Genomic DNA, 18,300 nt, shown 5'->3' with positions numbered 1-18,300 from the left:
CGGTTGTAGCTCAGTTGGTTAGAGTACCGGCCTGTCACGCCGGGGGTCGCGGGTTCGAGCCCCGTCAACCGCGCCACCGCTGCCTGAAAAGGGGACCTCTTTGAGGTCCTTTTTTTCGTTTCCAATCCCCTTAAAATGCCACTCAAAAACTTCTTTCGGGAAAGCGCATTTTCTCACGCGAATGCGCTTGACGCCCCGCGCCCCGTGGCCTATTCCGCCCACATCGCGCGGTTGTAGCTCAGTTGGTTAGAGTACCGGCCTGTCACGCCGGGGGTCGCGGGTTCGAGCCCCGTCAACCGCGCCACTTTCCCACTTCATTTCGTAACGTGCAGGCGCTAAGCCCTAGTTCGCGCAGGGTTTTCAGCGTTGCCTTTTGAGGCCCTGACAGTGGAATATATGGCGACCGGGCAGGCCCGATCGCCAATCTGCTCAGGTCAGCGCATCAATGATGCGCGCCCAGGAGCGGATGCCTTTGTGAAAGCTCTCCATGTCGTATTTCTCGTTCGGGGAGTGGATTTGATCGTCATCCTTGCCGAAACCGATCAGCATCGGCTCGGTCCCGAGAATCTTCTGAAAATGCCCGGCAATCGGAATCGAGCCACCACAGCCGATATAGGCCGCAGGCACCTGCCATTCGTCGCTGAGCGCTTGGCGGGCGGGTTCGAACATCGCATGACCGATGTCCACCCCCGAGGCTTGGCTGGCGCCGTGGCCTGAGAATTCGACCGTGCAGTCTTCGGGCAGCATCTCAGCCACCATCTTGCGGAAGTTCTCACGGATGGCGAGCGGGTCTTGCGTGCCGACGAGGCGGAAGCTGATCTTGGCATGGGCCTCGGAGGGCAGCACCGTTTTGAAGCCATCGCCGGTATAGCCGCCCCAGATGCCGTTAACCTCACAGGTCGGGCGCGACCAGATCATCTCAAGCGGGGTGCGGTCCTGCTCACCCGCCGGTTTGCTGAGCCCCACGTCGCCGAGGAAGGCGCTATGATCAAAGGCGAGGCCCTGCCACTGCGCTTCCAGATCCTCGGGCAGGTCCGGCACGCCGTCATAGAAGCCGGGGATGGTGATGCGGCCTTCGTCGTCATGCAGTGCGGCGATCACCTTGCTCAACGCGCGGATCGGGTTCATCGAAATGCCGCCATACATGCCCGAATGCAGGTCTTTCGACGGGGCGGTGACGGTCAGCTCTTCGCCCAAAAGCCCACGCAGCATGGTGACGATGGCGGGGGTCTTGCTTTCGAACAATCCAGTGTCGCAGATCATCGCCACATCGGCTTTCAACTCCCCCGCGTTCTCCTCCATAAATGGGACGAGGGAGGGGGAGCCGGATTCCTCTTCGCCTTCGAGGAAGAAGGTGATGCGGCAGGGCCAATCGCCTTTCACCTCTTTCCACGCGCGCAGGGCTTCGATGATGGTCATCAACTGGCCCTTGTCATCGGCGGCCCCGCGGCCCCGGATCACGCGGCCCTTGTCAGTCTCCTCAACCGCGGGATCAAACGGGTCACGGTCCCACAGGTTCAGCGGATCGACCGGCTGCACGTCATAATGGCCGTAGAACAGGAGGTGCGGCTTGCCTTCGCCCACATGACCCACAACCATCGGATGGCCCGGCGTTGCGCGTTTCTCGGCCTCCACACCTATGGATTTGAGATCGGCCACCAGCCAATCGGCGGCGCGGTCGCAATCGGCCTTATAGGCCGGATCGGTCGAGATTGACGGGATGCGCAGCAGGTCCAACAGACGGTCGGTGGCGGCGGGCAGATCGTTGTCGATCCGGGCGAGAACATCGTCGAGGGACATGGGCATAATTCCTTGCGCTTGTGAATTTGGCGCGAAGGTATCAGGCGGGCAGGGCGTGTCCAGTGGCCGTAGGGCCCGCGTTCAAAAGGTGAGCGAGAGGCGGCTGCCCTCGGCGGTAAGCTGGCTGTCGACCTGCGCATTGAGCTGCGACGCCGCCGCCGCCATCAAGGTCTGCCCAATGCTGTCGGCTCGCCCTTTGCCTTCGTTCGCGGCCCCGATGCCATCGTCTTTGCATTCAAGGTGGAAATGCCCGTCCCGCAGGCTGAGGTCGATTTCGATATGGCCGGGCGCGCCATTCGGGAAGGCGTGTTTGATCGAATTGGCGGCAAACTCGCTAATGATCAGCCCCAAGGATGAAGCCGCGCTGGATCGTAGGGTCACAGGGTCCGACCGGTAGCTGATTTTGACATGCCCCGGTGCGGTTTCCTGCAAAAGCTCCAGGACCCTGTCGAGGTATTTGCCCGCATCGACCTCATCGCGCCCGTGCCCGGATTGCAGTTCACCATGGAGCGTTGCCATCGCGTTGACGCGGCGCTGGATGTCGTTCAACACATTGACCGTGTTCATATCGTCCAACTGGCGGCTGTGCAGCCGCACCATGGCCGACAATGTCTGAAGCGAGTTCTTGACCCGGTGGTCGGCCTCGCTCATCAGCGTCGCTTGGCTGCGCAGGGAAAGGCGCAGGTCGAGCTGTTTCATCACCTGACGGGACAAGACAGAGATCGCCTTGCGTTGCAGCGCGGTCAGCCTGCGGGGTTTGGTGTCGAGGATGCACAGCGTGCCAAGCGGCAGCCCGTTGGACGCAATCAGCAGCGCACCTGCATAAAACCGCAGCCCGTCGCCTGCGGTGCACAGCGGGTTGTCGGCCATGCGCGGGTCTTTCAGCGTGTCGGGAATCTCAACGAAGGGCTCTTCCAGAATCGCGTGAGAGCAGAGCGAGGTTTCGAGCGGCGTCTCGCGCGCACCCAGACCCACTTCGGCCTTGAACCACTGTCTGTCCTTGTCGATCAGGTTGATCACTGAAATCGGCGCGTCACAGATCTCAGCCGCCAGTTCGACGATCTCGTCGAACTCCTCCTCGCGCGGGGTGTCGAGAATCTCGTAATTATAAAGCGTCCGCAGGCGCTGGTCCTGCTGGGGATGTGGAGTGGCGCGCAAAACAAACTGCCCTTTCTGGATTGGTCCTTTGGAAGCATGAAAGCGGCTGGCAATACAAGCGAACAATCTTAAATCGAGCGTAGAACGCGCAGCGCCTGCGACAGTTCGCCCCGCAAAGGGGCCGGGATAAGAGATTGAAGCTTCGGCTTTGGATCTGTAATCATTCTAAAAGCTGAATATGGAGGGGCCCCCTCCTGTTCGCGCCAAAAGATGGAGACGCGCATGGACTATAACGAGAAGCTCGACGCGGCGATTGCGCGCCTGCATGACGAAGGACGCTACCGGACCTTCATCGACATCGAGCGTCGCAATGGTCAGTTCCCCCATGCCGTCTGGACCAAACCCGACGGGTCGCAGCAGGATATCACCGTTTGGTGCGGCAACGACTATTTGGGCATGGGGCAGAACCCCGTGGTGATCGAAGCCATGGAAGAAGCGCTGCGCGCCACCGGCGCAGGCTCTGGCGGGACACGCAACATCTCGGGCACAACGGTCTATCACAAGCAGCTAGAGGCCGAACTGGCCGATCTGCATGGCAAGGAAGCGGCGCTGCTGTTCACCTCGGCATATATTGCCAATGACGCCACGCTTTCGACCCTGCCCAAGCTCTTTCCGGGGCTGATCATCTATTCCGACGCACTGAACCATGCCTCCATGATCGAAGGCGTGCGCCGCAATGGCGGGGCCAAGCGTATCTTCCGCCACAATGATGTCGCCCATCTGCGCGAGTTGATGGAGGCGGATGACCCTGCCGCGCCCAAGCTGATCGCCTTTGAATCGATCTATTCGATGGATGGCGATTTCGGCCCCATCGAAGAGATCTGCGATCTCGCAGATGAATTCGGCGCGCTGACCTATATCGACGAGGTGCACGCGGTTGGCATGTATGGCCCGCGCGGGGCAGGGGTGGCCGAACGCGACCGGCTGATGCACCGGCTCGACATCATCAACGGCACGCTGGCCAAAGCCTACGGCGTAATGGGCGGCTATATCGCCGCCTCGGCCAAGATGTGCGACGCGATCCGTTCCTATGCACCGGGGTTCATCTTTACCACCTCGCTGCCGCCTGCCGTGGCTGCCGGTGCCGCCGCTTCGGTCGCCTATCTCAAGCGCGCGCCGGAGTTGCGTGAGAAACACCAGCAGCAGGCCAAGGCTTTGAAGCTGCGGCTGAAGGGGTTGGGCCTGCCGATCATCGATCATGGCAGCCACATCGTGCCCGTTATGGTGGGCAACCCGGTGCACACCAAGCTTCTGTCGGACATGCTGCTCGAAGATCACGGCATCTATGTTCAGCCCATCAACTTCCCCACCGTGCCGCGCGGCACGGAGCGGTTGCGCTTCACGCCCTCGCCGGTACATGGACCCAAAGAGATGGATGCGCTTGTCCGGGGGATGGACGTGCTCTGGTCGCATTGTGCGCTGAATCGTGCCGAAGCTGCGGGCTAACGCAGCGCTATTCGTGTTTTCCGTTGTCTTGTGGTAGCCTTTTGTCAAGAAAAGGCTACATCCGAATCGTTGGGGCGTGTTTGGATCAAAGCTACAGGCTAACAGGGACAGGGCATATTGATGATCGGGCGATGGGCCTCCAGAACCGCTGAGGACGAAACAGTCGAACCCAAAGGGTTCGATGCATTCGAATTGCGGTTGGGGGATGTCATGCGCGGCGAACGGGCCACGCTTGGTAAATCCCTGCTCGACGTGCAGCGCGAATTGCGCATCAAAGCCTCCTATATCGCCGCAATCGAAAACTGTGATCCCGGCGCATTTGACACGCCCGGCTTCATCGCGGGCTATGTGCGTTCCTACGCGCGCTACCTCAATATGGACCCTGATCAGGCCTTTGCCGCCTTCTGCAAGGAATCCGGTTTTGCCGTGGCCCATGGCATGTCCGCCGAAGCCTCTGTGGTCAAAAAGCCGAGCTTTGAGGAACGCCGTAAGTCCCCGAAAGAAGATGATCTTTTCGCCCGGCCCAACACGCCCTTCGTGCCCACGGGCGACGGGTTGCTCAGTCGGATTGAGCCGGGGGCGGTTGGCTCTTCGCTGGTGCTGATCGCGCTGATTTCGGCCATTGGTTTTGGCGGTTGGACCGTGCTGAAAGAGGTGCAGCGCGTGCAGGTGGCCCCGGTGGATCAGACCCCGATCGTGCTTTCCGATCTCGACCCGCTGGATGGGGCTCTGGCCAGCGCACCCGACGCGGAAGACGATTCCGCCGCGCCGCAAAGCGTGGAAAGCCCCCGGGCCGAGGCGCTGGACCGGCTATATCGCCCACAAGCGCTTGACGTGCCGGTGCTGGTGGCGCGTGACGCGCCGATTGCTTCTATCGACCCGCGCTCTGTCAGCAATTTCCCGACGCCGGACCGCCCCGATACCGCCCCGCAAGGCACCGTGGTGGCCGAGGCGACGGAGGGCGATGACAGCATCACCAGCGCCATCGACGAGGCGGTGATGCTAGCCAATGCCGATACCGACCTGCCCAAACCGCAGGTTGTTGAGCCTTTGGGCGAGAAAGTGCGCATGGTCGCAGCTTACCCCTCTTGGGTGCGGGTGCGCGCGGCTGACGGCACGGTGATTTTCGAAGGTGTGATGAACAAGGGCGACACATGGGATGTGCCCGTCACTGAAGAGCCGCCCTCCCTTCGGACGGGCGAATCCGGTGCGCTTTATTTCGCCATGGCGGATGGCTGTTTCGGCCCCGTGGGGCCGCGCGGGGCGGTGACCTCCAACGTGCCGCTCCACGCGCAGGCGCTGGCCGAGCTTTATGAGCCGGTCGATCCGACGGCGGAGCAATCACTCAGCCGGATGTTTGCCGACCTCGAAGGCTCGCTCGACCCCTCCGCTCTGGCGGCGATGCCCTGTCAGGGCAGCTAAACGCGCGGGCCGCCGCTGCCCATTGCACATGAGGCCCCGGCTGAATAGGTAGGGGGCCAAAGCCCCTGATCCCGCGAAAGGTGTCTTCATGTCGCTTCATTCCATTCGCCCTTGGCGCGATATTCCGCGTCGCAAGTCCCGGCAGATCATGGTGGGCAATGTGCCGGTGGGCGGTGATGCGCCGATCACCGTGCAGACCATGACGAACACGCTGACCACCGATGTCGCCGCCACCATCGCACAGGTCCAAGCCGCCGCCGACGCAGGTGCCGATATCGTGCGGGTCTCGGTCCCGGATGAGGCGTCTTCCAAAGCCCTGCGCGAGATTGTGCCCGAAGTGTCGGTCCCCATCGTTGCGGACATCCACTTTCACTACAAGCGCGGGATTGAAGCCGCCGAGGCCGGTGCCGCCTGTCTGCGCATCAACCCGGGCAACATCGGCGATGAAAAGCGGGTGCGTGAGGTCATCAAAGCCGCGCGGGACCACAATTGCTCAATCCGCATCGGCGTGAACGCGGGCTCGCTGGAGCGGCATTTGTTGGAGAAATACGGCGAACCATGCCCCGATGCGATGGTCGAAAGCGGTCTGGATCACATCAAGATCCTGCAAGACAACGATTTCCACGAGTTCAAGATTTCCTGCAAAGCCTCGGACGTTTTCATGGCCGCGGCGGCCTACCAACAGCTTGCCGATGCCACCGACGCGCCCATCCACCTCGGCATCACCGAGGCGGGCGGGCTTATGTCGGGCACGATCAAATCGGCCATCGGTCTGGGCAACCTTTTGTGGAGCGGTATCGGTGATACCATCCGCGTCTCCCTCTCCGCCGATCCGGTGGAAGAGGTGAAGGTTGGCTATGAAATTCTCAAATCCCTCGGGCTGCGGCACCGAGGGGTGAACATCATCTCCTGCCCCTCCTGCGCGCGGCAGGGGTTTGATGTGATCAAAACCGTTGAGACCTTGGAGAAACGGCTGGAGCATATCAAGACGCCGATGAGCCTGTCGATCATCGGCTGCGTGGTGAACGGCCCCGGCGAGGCGCTGATGACCGACGTGGGCTTTACCGGTGGCGGAGCCGGGTCTGGCATGGTCTATCTGGCGGGCAAACAGAGCCATAAGCTCGGCAATGAAGGTATGATTGACCATATCGTCGAGCAGGTCGAGGAACGTGCGGCGCAGATTGAGGCTGAGGCGGTGAAGGCTGCTGAGTAGGTTGGGGGCTGGGCCGCTGGCGCTGTGTTGGTTGAGGGGCTGCGCAGAGGTATTTTTAAAAGGATGAAGATGAGGGGGAGCGCGTGAGCCGGGAGGTTGGCGCGCTTTGTCTGTTGTTGGAATGGGTTATTAATCAGTGGGTTGGGGAGTGGTCTTCAGCTTGTTTGGGGTGAGGTGTTTTTCGAGGACTATGGGCGGCATGTGGCCGTTGAGGATCATTTCGGGCAGCACGTAGAAGGGGGCGTCGGTGAGCCCTAGGGTGGCGGCCCAGCGGGCGGGCTGGGGGTGGCTGAGATCGTGTTGGATGAAGGTGATGCCGTAACGCTTTGTGACCGCGGTCAATTCGTGGACGGCGGTGGCGCAGGTCTCGCAGTCGTCTGCGAGGAAAAGCGCGATGGGGTGGCCTGCCAGAAGGTCGGGAGCGAGCTGTTCGAGCAGGGACAGGTCGTTTTGGATATGCTGCTGCATTTGCGTTTGGCCCGCCAGCGCTTTGGCGATGACATCGCCATTGGCAAGGATCGCGGCGCGGAGTTCGGTTTCAAACGCATCACGCGCGGTCGGTTCATCGGCCCCGGCGGGCTGGGCCAGCGCGAGCGCGGCCAAGACTGCCGGGGCGCGCATCTTTAGCCGCGCTTTTCTTCCACCAGTGCCATCATTTGATCATAGGGCAGGTAGCCGCGCAGCATTTCGTCTTGCATGACGAAGGTGGGTGTGCCGGTGATCTGCAACTTTTGGGCCAGCGCGCGGGTTTGGGCGATCTCTTGCGTGACCGCGTCGCTGTCCATCTCGGCTTCGATTGCTGCGACATCCAGATCGAAGCTTTCGCCCAAGCGGCGGAGGGCGGGGAGGGTGACCGCTCCGTTGAAGGCCATAAGCGCATCGTTCAGTTGTTTGTAAGCGTCATCGCCCGCGACCTGTTTGGTTGCCACGGCAAAGCGCGACGCCAGCAGCGATTGCTCCCCAAGGATCGGGAACTCTTTGACGATCAGTTTGATGTTGCCGTCTGTTTCCAGCAGTTTGGCCACTTCGCCATGGGCGCGTTTGCAGTAGCCGCAGCGGTAGTCGAGGAATTCGACCAGCGTGATGTCCCCCTCCGGGTTGCCGCCGACCCAAGAGTAGCCATCGTCGAAAATCTCATCGGCATTGGCCGAGACCAGATCGAAATCCGCCTGCATCTGCGCTTGGGCCTGACGGTTTTGCATCTGCTCCACCGCTTGCAGGATCACTTCGGGGTTTTCCATCAGATAGGCGCGGACCTCGGCCCGGAACTGCGCGCGTTCGGCGTCCGTAAGCTCGGTCAGGTCCATCGCCCCGGCGGGGGCGGCAAGGGTGACTGCGCCGGCAAGGGCAGGGGCGAGGAGGCGGGCGAACATGGGCGGTCCTTTCGGTAAAGCTGCGAAATAGGGGCCAAGGGTTGACGCCCGGCATCAGGCGCGGTGAAAGCACATGCCGACAGTAGGAGCAAGCCCATGCGCAATTCAACCAGGTCCGCCGTTGATCCCTTTATCGTGATGGACGTGATGCAGGCCGCCAGCGCCGCCGAAGAGGCGGGCCGTCACATCATTCATATGGAGGTTGGCCAGCCCGGCACGGGCGCGCCGAAAGGGGCGGCGGCCGCGCTGGCCAAGGCGATGGGTGAGGGGGCCCTGGGCTATACTGTGGCGCTTGGCCTCCCTGCTTTGCGGGCGCGGATCGCGCAGATGTATGGCGAATGGTATAACGTCGATCTCGATCCGGCGCGGATGGTGATCACCCCCGGGTCCTCCGGCGGGTTTTTGCTCGCCTTCACTGCGCTCTTCGATTCAGGGGATCGGGTGGGCATCGGCGCGCCGGGCTATCCCAGCTACCGTCAGATCCTGCGCGCCTTGGGGATGCAGCCCGTCGATCTGCCCGCCGCGCCCGAGAACAGATATCAGCCGGTCGCGGCGGATTTCGCGGGGCAAGACCTGCGCGGTTTGCTCGTGGCCTCCCCTGCCAATCCTTCGGGCACGATGCTCGACCGACCCGCCTTGACGGCGCTGACGGAGGCTTGTGCGGCCAATGACATGTCCTTCATCTCGGATGAGATTTACCATGGCATCGAATATGATAAGAAGGCCGTGACCGCGCTGGAGGTTACCGATGACTGCTATGTGATCAACTCCTTCTCGAAGTATTTCTCGATGACTGGCTGGCGCGTGGGTTGGATGGTGGTGCCCGAGGATCAGGTGCGCGTGGTCGAGCGGATCGCACAGAACATGTTCATCTGCGCACCCCATGCCAGCCAGATTGCGGCGCTAGCAGCGATGGACTGTGACGACGAATTGCAGGCCAATCTCGCGGTTTATCGGCGCAACCGCGACCTCATGATCACCGGTTTGCAAGAGGCGGGGTTTACCGACATCGCCCCGCCCGATGGGGCGTTTTACGTCTATGCCGATGTTTCGCGCTTTACCGATGACAGCCGCGCCTTTGCGGCGGAAATTCTGGAGAAGGCTGGGGTCGCCGTGACCCCCGGACTCGATTTCGACCCGGCGCGGGGGCATAAGACGCTGCGCTTTTCCTATGCGCGCAGCACGGCGGATATGGAGGAGGGCATCGCCCGGCTCAAAGCCTTCATGGCGGCGCGCTGAATGCTGGTTTGGCCGCGCGGCAGGTGATAGAAGGGCGAAAACGGGCAGGGTGATCGATCATGCGGGCAATCTTTAGGGGACTGGCAGTCTTGTTGGCCTGCGCGGGGCCGGTCACCGTCGCGGCGCAGGAGTTGACGGCGCTGGCGCGGGTCGATCCGGTTGAGAGCACAGTGAGTGATCGCTGGTTCGGCAAGACCGATTTGACCGTGACGCTGAGCCAGGGCGTGCCTTTCCGGGTTTTTCTGCTGGATGATCCCGCCCGCCTGATCGTCGATTTCCGCGAGGCGGATTGGTCGAATGTCGCCCGGGGAGATCTATTGGAAGAACCGGGCCGTATCTCGGCACTGCGGTTTGGTGCGTTTCAGCCCGGTTGGTCGCGTCTGGTGGCCGATTTGGCCGAGCCGATGGTTCCCGCTGAGATTGGCATGCCGGTGGACGCAAGCAGCGGCAAGGCGCGGCTTGAGATTACCTTGGAGACGGTCGAGCCTGCGATCTTTGCCAAGGCCGCGGGCGCGCCGGTGGACCCTGATTGGACCACCGCGCTCACCGCGCCGCCAAAGCCTGCGGTGGCTGACAAGGACAGTTTCACCGTCGTTCTGGACCCTGGTCACGGCGGCATCGACCCCGGTGCGCAGCGCGAGGGGTTGGACGAGAAAGACCTGATGCTCAACTTCGCCCGCGACCTGCGCGATGCGCTGCGGCGCAAGGGCGTGGATGTCTTGCTGACCCGCAACGAGGATATTTTCGTCGCCTTGGAGCACCGGGTCGCCATCGCCCATCAGGCCGAAGCGGACCTTTTCATCTCGCTCCATGCCGACAGCCTGTCGCAGGGCGGGGCGAGCGGGGCGACGGTCTATACCCTTTCCGATGATGCCAGCGATGTGGCGACCGAACATCTGGCGGCGCGGCATGACCGGTCGGACATCATCGCGGGGGCGGATTTGACCGGCTCGGATGATCAGGTGGCGGGCATCCTGCTGGATCTTGCCCGGCAAGAGACCGAGCCGCGCTCAGATGCGCTGGCCGAGATTTTGGTCGATGGCATGCGCGCGGCGGGCGGGCCGTTGAACAGCCGGCCTCTGCGGCGGGCGGGTTTCTCGGTCTTGAAGTCTGCCGATATTCCTTCGGTTTTGGTCGAAGTGGGGTTCCTGAGTTCCAAGCGCGATCTGACCAATCTGCGCGATCCGGTGTGGCGCGCGTCGATGGTGAGCGCGATGGCGGATGCGATCGTGACGTGGCGTGATCAGGATGCTGCGCTCAAATCATTGATCCGAAAGTAAAATGAAAAGATCTGGCTGCTTTCGCGATGGGCGAAGATTCGCCCCCGCTGGCGGCCATGTGTTTTGACCCGCGCCAGCGCATCCTGTATAGGCTCGGAACTGTCCCTAGCCAATGGTGGTCCGCGCGCGTGTTTCGATTTGTTCTGTCCTTTTTCGGGGGGATCTTTACCACCCTGACCCTGAGCGTCGGCATGGTGGCTTTGACCATCGGGGCGGTGTTCTGGATGTATGGCCGAGATTTGCCCAGCCACGAGTCGCTGGCGCAATACACGCCGCCGACGATCAGCCGTATTTACTCGGGCCAAGGCCGTTTGATCGACGAATTCGCCAAGGAGCGTCGTCTTTTCGCCCCGGCCAATACCATTCCGGATCTGGTGAAACAGGCCTTCATCTCGGCAGAGGACAAGAACTTCTACACCCATGAGGGCTATGACCTGCGCGGCATCGGTGCGGCGGCGGTGGATGCGGTCAAATCGCGCGGGCGCGACGTGCGCGGTGCTTCGACGATCACCCAGCAGGTGATGAAGAACTTCCTCTTGTCGGGTGACCGGCGGGCCGAGCGCAAGATCAAGGAGATCATCCTTGCCTCGCGTCTGGAAGAAACCCTGAGCAAGGAGAAGATCCTTGAGCTCTATCTGAACGAGATTTTCCTCGGTCAGAACTCCTATGGCGTAGCCGCGGCCAGCCAGACCTATTTCAACAAAACGCTGAGCGAACTGGCCCCGCATGAGGCGGCCTTTCTCGCCTCGCTGCCCAAGGCGCCCTCAGATTACCACCCGGTACGCCGCAAGGACCGGCTGCTGGCGCGGCGGAACTTCGTGCTGCGGGAGATGAAAGAGAACGGCTATATCTCGGAAGCGGTCTATGAAACCGAAGTGGCGCAGCCGCTGCGCTCGGTCCAGAACGGTGATTTCGAGAGCTTCAAGGCCGAACTGCCGCCGCGGGATTACTTCACCGACGAAATTCGCCGCCAGTTGAGCGAGGATTTCGGCGAGGGGGAGTTCTTTACCGGCGGTCTGACCGTGCGCGCGACCATCGACAATGAGATGCAACCCATCGCCGCCAACGCCCTGCGCCGTCAGCTAGAGCAATATGATCGCGGGCAGGGCATCTGGCGCGGGACACGCTTCGAGATCCCCGCCGATCAACTGGACAGCGAAGAGAAATGGCGTGCAGCGCTAGCGGATCTGCGGGTGCCGCGTGACATCGATCTGGAGAACCAGTGGTATCCGGCGGTGGTGCTTGAGGTCGGCAGCAATGACGCCCGCATCGGGATCGAAGGCGTCGAGGATGACGAAGACGGCCACTGGATCCCGGCCAAAGACGTGCAATGGGCGCGCAAACGGCTGGATGACGGTTCTCTCGGGCGCAAGGCTCAGGTGGCGGGCGACCTGCTTGAGGTGGGTGAGGTCGTCTTGGTCCGGCGCATGACCTCGGACAGCGACGGATCTTTCATCCGCTGGACTTTGCGGCAGGTGCCAGAGGTGCAGGGCGGTTTCGTCGCGATGGACGTGCACACGGGCCGCGTGATCGCGATGCAGGGCGGCTTTTCCTATCAGGCGAGCGTGTTCAACCGTGCCACACAGGCCAAGCGCCAGCCGGGGTCGAGCTTCAAGCCCTTCGTTTATGCCTCCGCGCTCGACAGCGGCTATAGCCCCGCGACCATCGTGGTCGACGCTCCGATTGAGATCAACACGCCGCAGGGCGTTTGGCGCCCGCAGAACGCTTCGCATAAATTCTATGGTCCGACGCCCCTACGCACCGGGATCGAACAGTCGCGCAACCTGATGACCATCCGTCTGGCTCAGGAAGTCGGCATGGATGTGGTCGGCAGCTATGCGGAGCGTTTCGGCGTTTACGACGACCTCGCGCCCTTGCTGTCGAACGCGCTCGGCAGTCAGGAAACCACGCTGTACCAAATGGTTTCGGCCTATGCGATGTTCGCCAATGGCGGTGAGCGGGTGCAGCCCACTTTGGTCGACCGGGTGCAAGACCGCTATGGTCGCACGGTCTACAAACATGATGAGCGCAAATGCTACGATTGTGAGCAGATCAACCTCGCCCCCGGTGAGGCGCCGCGGATCATTTCCAACCGCGAGCGGGTGATGGACCCGGTGACCGCCTATCAGTTGACCTCCATGATGCGCGGCGTGGTCGAGCGCGGCACGGCGCGCAATGCGGTGAACCTGCCGGTGCCCATCGCGGGCAAGACAGGCACCACCAACGATGAAAAAGACGCGTGGTTCGTAGGCTTTTCGTCCAACGTCGTGGCGGGCTGCTACATCGGTTTTGACACCCCGCGCCCGATGGGCCGGGGCGCGGGGGGCGGGCGGCTCTGCGCGCCCGTGTTCCAACGCTTCATGAGCCAAGCGATCAAGAAATACGGCGGCGGTGACTTCACAGTCCCCGAGCAGTGCCGCTTTATCAAGATCGACCGTTTCACCGGCGCGAGGCTAAGCGACAGCGCCACGGGCGCCAATGTCGTGTCGGAATGTTTCCGCGATGGCGAAGAGCCGCTCTTTGGCATCTCTTTCGATGGCGGTTTTGCCATGGGGGCGGACCTGCCGCTGGTCGAAGAATTGGGTGGCTCCTCCTCGCGTGAGGTCACCACATCGACCGGCAAGAAAGCCACCGTCGGCCCCAAGGCGAGCTTTGGCACGCTGAGCTCGGGCGGTCTTTACTAATCAGGCCAAAGGGGGCAGGGCAAAGCTGCGCTTTGCCGCCCCCCACTTGCCGCCGCTGGCGGGCTGGTCTATCTCTCGTGCGGCTCCGGTTTTCGGGGCCGCATTACTTATCAAAGGCAGGCACACATGCGCGCAGAGGCACAGAATACCGCGGACCAGATCAGCAAATCGCTGGAATTGCTGGCCCAGCGACTGGATGTGGAGACCGCGCCCTACCGGCTGGAAGAATTCAACGCCCGCGTCGAAGACCCGAACCTTTGGGACAACCCCGATGCGGCGCAAAAGCTGATGCGTGAGCGTCAGTCGCTGGTCGATGCCATCGACACCTATGAGGGCATCAAACAAGAGTTGGCCGACAATCTCGAACTGATCGAACTGGGCGAGATGGAAGAGGACGAAGAGGTCATCTCGGACGCCGAGGCGGCGCTGAAGGCGCTGGCCGAAAAGGCCGCGCAGAAGGAACTCGAAGCGCTGCTGAACGGTGAGGCCGACAGCAATGACACTTTTCTTGAGATCAATGCAGGCGCGGGCGGCACGGAAAGCTGCGATTGGGCCAGCATGCTGGCGCGGATGTATGTCCGCTGGGCCGAGAAGAAGGGCTATAAGGTCGATCTTCAGGCCGAAAGCCCCGGTGACGAGGCGGGCATCAAATCCGCGACCTATAAGATTGAAGGCCATAACGCCTATGGCTGGCTGAAATCCGAAAGCGGCGTGCACCGTCTGGTGCGCATCTCGCCCTTCGACTCGGCAGCCAAGCGGCACACCTCCTTCACCTCCGTGAAGGTTTACCCGGTGGTCGACGACAATATCGAGATCGAGGTGAACCCCTCCGATATCCGCATAGATACCTACCGGTCCTCCGGCGCGGGCGGTCAGCACGTAAACACCACCGACTCGGCGGTGCGGATCACCCACCACCCCACGGGCATCGTCGTGACCTCTTCGGAGAAGTCTCAGCACCAGAACCGCGACATCGCTATGAAAGCGCTGAAATCGCGGCTCTATCAAATGGAGTTGGACAAGCGCTCGGCACTGGTGAACGAGGCGCATGAGAACGCAGGTGACGCGGGCTGGGGCAACCAGATCCGCTCCTACGTTCTGCAGCCCTACCAGATGGTCAAAGACCTGCGCACCAATTACGAGACCTCGGACACCAAAGGCGTGCTCGACGGCGATCTTGATGGGTTGATGGGGGCGACGTTGGCGCTGGCGGTCTCGGGCAAAAGCCGGGCCGAGGCGCAGGGCGACTGAGCCCATGCCGTCCCCTTCTTGGAATGACAGTGACCAATAGGGGGACATGATGGAATTGCTAAATTGGGACGCCTCAGAAATGTCCGAGGCGCTGGCCGCGCGAAAGATTTCCGCGGTCGAGTTGATGCAGGCGACCTTGGACCGGATCGAGGCGGTGAACGGCAAGGTGAATGCCGTCGTCTCCCTCCGCGATCGCGACGCTTTGCTGGCCGAGGCTGAGGCCGCCGACGCGGGCCCGCGCAAGGGCTGGCTGCACGGCATTCCCATGGCGATCAAGGATTTGGCGGATGCGGAAGGACTGCCCACCTCGCAGGGCTCGCCGCTGTTCGGGGCGGCACCGGCCAAACGGGATCACCCGGCGGTGGCCCGTCTGCGTGCCGCCGGGGCCATTGTGATCGGCAAGACCAACACCCCGGAATTCGGCCTTGGCAGCCATACCTTCAACCCGGTGCATGGGGCGACCTGCAACCCCTATGACCTTGGCCGCTCGGCTGGCGGCTCCTCTGGCGGGGCGGCGGCGGCGCTGGCGGCGCGGATGGTGGCCGTGGCCGATGGCTCCGACATGATGGGCTCCCTGCGCAATCCGGCGGGGTGGAACAATGTTTACGGCATGCGGCCCAGCTGGGGCACGGTGCCTTCGGGCAATGACGGCGATCTGTTTCTGCACCAGCTTTCGACCTTGGGGCCGATGGCGCGCAGCCCGCGCGACCTTGCCGCCCTGCTGGACGTGATGACAGGCCACGACCCGCGCGAACCGCTGACCCGCACCACCCCCGATGCAGCACCGCAGATCGACGCGGCGCTGACCCCCCAGCGGATCGGCTGGCTGGGCGACTGGTGCGGTGCCTTCCCCTGTGCGCCGGGGATCATCGACCATAGCGAAGCTGCACTGAAGCGCTTGGCCGACCTTGGCCATACGGTCACGCCCTTGGCGGCACCCTTTGATGCGGAGACCATGTGGGAAAGCTGGATCACCCTGCGGTCCTTTGCCGTGGCGGCCTCCCTCGGGGCGCTCTATGATGACCCCGCTCGGCGCGAGGGGCTGAAACCGGCCGCGCAATGGGAGGTCGCGCGGGGGCAGGGGTTCTCGGCCTCTGACATCCAGCGTGCCAGTAGCATCCGATCTGATTGGTTCCGCGCGGCGGATGCTCTCTTTGAGGAAGTCGATGTGTTGGTGCTGCCCTCGGCGCAGGTCTGGCCCTTTGCAGTCGAACAGGTGCACCCGACTGAGATCGACGGCCAGCCGTTGGACACCTATCACCGTTGGATGCAGGTGGTGGTCCCGGCCAGCCTGATCGGCCTGCCGGTGGTCAACATCCCCGCGGGTTTTGATGCGCGCGGTCTGCCCTTGGGGCTGCAACTGATCGGCAGGCGCGGCAGCGACGCGCGTCTTCTCCAATTGGCCCAAGGTTGGCATGAGGCGACGGGCTATCCGCAGGCGCAGCCGCCCCAGCTCTAGCGGGGCTCAGTTAAAGGGCGCGTCGGGCTGAAGCAGGCGGCGGTGGTAGGGCATCAGCGCGTCGATGTCGGTGAACCCCGCCTGCCGCGCGGCGGGCAGAACGGTTTTGGGGTCTCTGCCGATATACTCATAGGTCAGCCGGGTCACCCGCGTGCCCGCGGCGCTTTCGGGGGCGGTGCGGGTGACGTAGCCCACCCAAAAGTTATTCTCGAAAGAGGCGACGCGGTTGAGGTAGTTGAACGACCCGGTCAGCGTGCGACGCCGCGAAACGACGATGGAAACCCCATTCTCCTGCCGTGAGACGATGCCGCGATATTCCCGCGCCATCGGGTTGGTCGGCAGCTCTTGTGCGCGCAGCGATGGCGCACTCTCATAGCCGCGCAGGAAGGTGCTGCTGCCATGGCGCGTGATAAAAACCACGCCGGTCACGAATCTGTCCTGATCCAGAAAAGACCGCCGCGCGAAACGGTAAAAACCGCTTGGGAAATCCGCCTCGGGCACGTTCTGAACCCCGGTGCCCAGAAAGTCGCGCAAGAAGCTGTTGTTGATCGGATCTTGGTTCAGGGAAATCTCGGTTACCGGCTCCAGCAGCACCCGCGCGTCGATCTCGAAAAAGCGGCAGATCCGGGCCAGTACATCGGGCCGGGGGAAGCTTTCGCCCGAGAGGTAGCGGTTGAATTGCGTGCGATTGATGCCAAGCTGCCGGGCAAGGTCAGAGATCGAGGGGTAATCCGCTGCCAACTGGCGCAGATTGGCGCCGAACATGCTACGAAGTTCAGAGGGGGAGCGGTTGGGAGCGGACATGCAGCCTCGTTCTGATTTGCGTCGCGGCCTTAGAATAAAAGCCGTTATGGCCAGATGGTTAACAGACTGACGCGAAGGCGCGTCAAAGCTGACGCTGATTTGTAGCTGACCCTACTGGAACCGACACAAAATGCAAGCGGACGTTGCATTTTAATCTATGTTGCACCCCTTTCGATTGTCGCAGAATGGAGAACAAACATCGAAAGCGGGGTTAACTATGATCGGTGTAGTTCTGTGGAGCGATAATAGCGCCGGAAAAGCGGTTTTCTGGTGCGAAGATCAAGGCGATCTTGCCTATTACGAAGAGCCGGCGATCCGTGTCGGGCAGGGGGCGGGGTTTGACACGGGCGATATGGTGCAGTTCGACGTCTCAGTACATCGCAAGCTGCGTATCGCGGACAACCCCCGGCTGGTGCAGGAGAAAGCGGCTTCGCATCTGCCCGAGGCGCTGCGGCAAGATAACCCCGTGGCGGCAGAGCCGGAGGCAGAGGGAAAGCGCCAGCGAGGCGCCCAGATCATCCCCTTTACCGCCAAGCCCGGACCGCGCCAATTCCGCGCGGCCCAACTGAAAGCCTAAACGCCCCGCTTGTCAGACACCACGGGCGAGCGCGGCCACGCCCGTGCGGGCGACATCGGCCAACCCCAACGGGCGCATCAACTCGGCGAAAGCGTCGATCTTGTCGGGCGCGCCAGTGATCTCGAACACAAAGCTTTCGAGCGTGCTGTCGACCACATTGGCGCGGAAGATATCCGCCAGCCGCAGCGCTTCGACCCGATGTTCGCCCTTGCCGACGACTTTGAAAATCGCCAGTTCCCGCTCCACGCTCGGCCCTTCGACGGTGAGGTCATGCACCTCATGCACCGGCACGATGCGACCGACCTGCGCCTTGATCTGCTCGATCACCTGCGGCGTGCCGCTGGTGACGATGGTGATGCGCGACAGATGCCCGGTGTGGTCCACCTCGGCCACGGTCAGACTGTCGATGTTATACCCCCGGCCCGAGAACAGGCCGATCACCCGCGCCAGCGCGCCGGGCTCGTTCTCGACCAGCACGGCCAGCGTGTGTTTTTCAACCACATCCGAGAAGTTGGGCCGTAGGTTATAGGCGGAATGCGAGGTCGCACCTTTTTTGATTTTTAGGGCAGCCATGTCTTCGTCCTTCTTCATCTT

General features: G+C 62.2%; 15 protein-coding genes and 1 tRNA gene. 10 read left to right on the top strand and 6 right to left on the bottom strand.

Translation table 11 applies throughout. The features are described from left to right. Nucleotides 1-227 precede the first annotated feature (227 nt). Nucleotides 228-304, top strand: a tRNA-Asp gene (locus ACGYLD_RS04250). A gap of 125 nt (nucleotides 305-429) precedes the next feature. Here the strand turns inward: ACGYLD_RS04250 and ACGYLD_RS04245 are convergent. Together ACGYLD_RS04245 and ACGYLD_RS04240 are read right to left on the bottom strand one after the other, a co-directional pair. Continuing rightward, on the bottom strand, nucleotides 430-1,800 hold the full coding sequence (locus ACGYLD_RS04245; RefSeq protein ID WP_276154020.1) for a M20/M25/M40 family metallo-hydrolase: 1,371 nt from the start codon (nucleotides 1,798-1,800) through the stop codon (nucleotides 430-432). An 81-nt stretch (nucleotides 1,801-1,881) separates the two neighbouring features. After that, nucleotides 1,882-2,958, bottom strand: a complete 1,077-nt coding sequence (locus tag ACGYLD_RS04240; RefSeq protein ID WP_271693488.1) for a sensor histidine kinase — start codon at nucleotides 2,956-2,958, stop codon at nucleotides 1,882-1,884. Nucleotides 2,959-3,180: 222 nt separating this feature from the next. Here ACGYLD_RS04240 and hemA point away from each other — a divergent pair, with 222 nt between their 5' ends. The 3 genes from hemA to ispG all read left to right on the top strand — a co-directional run bounded on the left by hemA (nucleotide 3,181) and on the right by ispG (nucleotide 7,039). Continuing rightward, nucleotides 3,181-4,404 carry a 5-aminolevulinate synthase gene (gene hemA / locus ACGYLD_RS04235; protein WP_067265045.1) on the top strand — a complete coding sequence of 408 codons (1,224 nt, stop codon included), beginning with the start codon at nucleotides 3,181-3,183 and terminating at the stop codon, nucleotides 4,402-4,404. Between the two features lie 120 nt (nucleotides 4,405-4,524). Next, a complete protein-coding gene (locus tag ACGYLD_RS04230) occupies nucleotides 4,525-5,826 on the top strand; it encodes a RodZ domain-containing protein (RefSeq protein WP_271693489.1) in 1,302 nt (433 codons plus the stop codon). A gap of 88 nt (nucleotides 5,827-5,914) precedes the next feature. Continuing rightward, nucleotides 5,915-7,039, top strand: coding sequence for a flavodoxin-dependent (E)-4-hydroxy-3-methylbut-2-enyl-diphosphate synthase (gene ispG, locus ACGYLD_RS04225; protein WP_271693490.1), 1,125 nt, complete (start codon nucleotides 5,915-5,917; stop codon nucleotides 7,037-7,039). 129 nt (nucleotides 7,040-7,168) lie between these two features. Here ispG and ACGYLD_RS04220 read toward each other — a convergent pair whose 3' ends face one another. Together ACGYLD_RS04220 and ACGYLD_RS04215 are read right to left on the bottom strand one after the other, a co-directional pair. Further along, nucleotides 7,169-7,660, bottom strand: a complete 492-nt coding sequence (locus ACGYLD_RS04220) for a disulfide bond formation protein DsbA (protein ID WP_271693491.1) — start codon at nucleotides 7,658-7,660, stop codon at nucleotides 7,169-7,171. Between the two features lie 2 nt (nucleotides 7,661-7,662). Next, nucleotides 7,663-8,412 (bottom strand): DsbA family protein, encoded by a 750-nt coding sequence (locus tag ACGYLD_RS04215; protein ID WP_271693492.1) that lies wholly within the window; start codon nucleotides 8,410-8,412, stop codon nucleotides 7,663-7,665. A gap of 96 nt (nucleotides 8,413-8,508) precedes the next feature. Here ACGYLD_RS04215 and ACGYLD_RS04210 point away from each other — a divergent pair, with 96 nt between their 5' ends. The 5 genes from ACGYLD_RS04210 to ACGYLD_RS04190 all read left to right on the top strand — a co-directional run bounded on the left by ACGYLD_RS04210 (nucleotide 8,509) and on the right by ACGYLD_RS04190 (nucleotide 16,325). After that, entirely contained in the window at nucleotides 8,509-9,651 is a 1,143-nt protein-coding gene (locus ACGYLD_RS04210) for a pyridoxal phosphate-dependent aminotransferase (RefSeq protein ID WP_271693493.1), read from the top strand. Nucleotides 9,652-9,710: 59 nt separating this feature from the next. Beyond that, on the top strand, nucleotides 9,711-10,931 hold the full coding sequence (locus tag ACGYLD_RS04205; protein ID WP_394401312.1) for an N-acetylmuramoyl-L-alanine amidase: 1,221 nt from the start codon (nucleotides 9,711-9,713) through the stop codon (nucleotides 10,929-10,931). A gap of 128 nt (nucleotides 10,932-11,059) precedes the next feature. Beyond that, on the top strand, nucleotides 11,060-13,615 hold the full coding sequence (locus tag ACGYLD_RS04200; protein WP_271693495.1) for a penicillin-binding protein 1A: 2,556 nt from the start codon (nucleotides 11,060-11,062) through the stop codon (nucleotides 13,613-13,615). Nucleotides 13,616-13,741: 126 nt separating this feature from the next. Beyond that, nucleotides 13,742-14,866 carry a peptide chain release factor 2 gene (prfB, locus tag ACGYLD_RS04195; RefSeq protein WP_067268656.1) on the top strand — a complete coding sequence of 375 codons (1,125 nt, stop codon included), beginning with the start codon at nucleotides 13,742-13,744 and terminating at the stop codon, nucleotides 14,864-14,866. Nucleotides 14,867-14,915: 49 nt separating this feature from the next. Next, entirely contained in the window at nucleotides 14,916-16,325 is a 1,410-nt protein-coding gene (locus ACGYLD_RS04190; RefSeq protein ID WP_394401309.1) for an amidase, read from the top strand. 6 nt (nucleotides 16,326-16,331) lie between these two features. On the opposite strand, the gene ACGYLD_RS04185 is transcribed toward ACGYLD_RS04190, so the two are convergent. Continuing rightward, nucleotides 16,332-17,129, bottom strand: coding sequence for a helix-turn-helix domain-containing protein (locus ACGYLD_RS04185; protein ID WP_271693498.1), 798 nt, complete (start codon nucleotides 17,127-17,129; stop codon nucleotides 16,332-16,334). A gap of 217 nt (nucleotides 17,130-17,346) precedes the next feature. Between ACGYLD_RS04185 and ACGYLD_RS04180 the strand changes: the two genes are divergently transcribed. Then, a complete protein-coding gene (locus ACGYLD_RS04180; protein ID WP_271693499.1) occupies nucleotides 17,347-17,706 on the top strand; it encodes a hypothetical protein in 360 nt (119 codons plus the stop codon). Nucleotides 17,707-17,718: 12 nt separating this feature from the next. Here the strand turns inward: ACGYLD_RS04180 and ilvN are convergent, their stop codons facing one another. After that, nucleotides 17,719-18,279, bottom strand: coding sequence for an acetolactate synthase small subunit (ilvN, locus tag ACGYLD_RS04175; protein ID WP_067268661.1), 561 nt, complete (start codon nucleotides 18,277-18,279; stop codon nucleotides 17,719-17,721). Between the last annotated feature and the right edge of the window lie 21 nt (nucleotides 18,280-18,300).

Source organism: Sulfitobacter sp. 1A12056 (assembly GCF_043558125.1).
Taxonomy (GTDB): Bacteria; Pseudomonadota; Alphaproteobacteria; order Rhodobacterales; family Rhodobacteraceae; genus Sulfitobacter; species Sulfitobacter faviae.
This window is presented reverse-complemented; position numbering and strand designations above follow the sequence as displayed.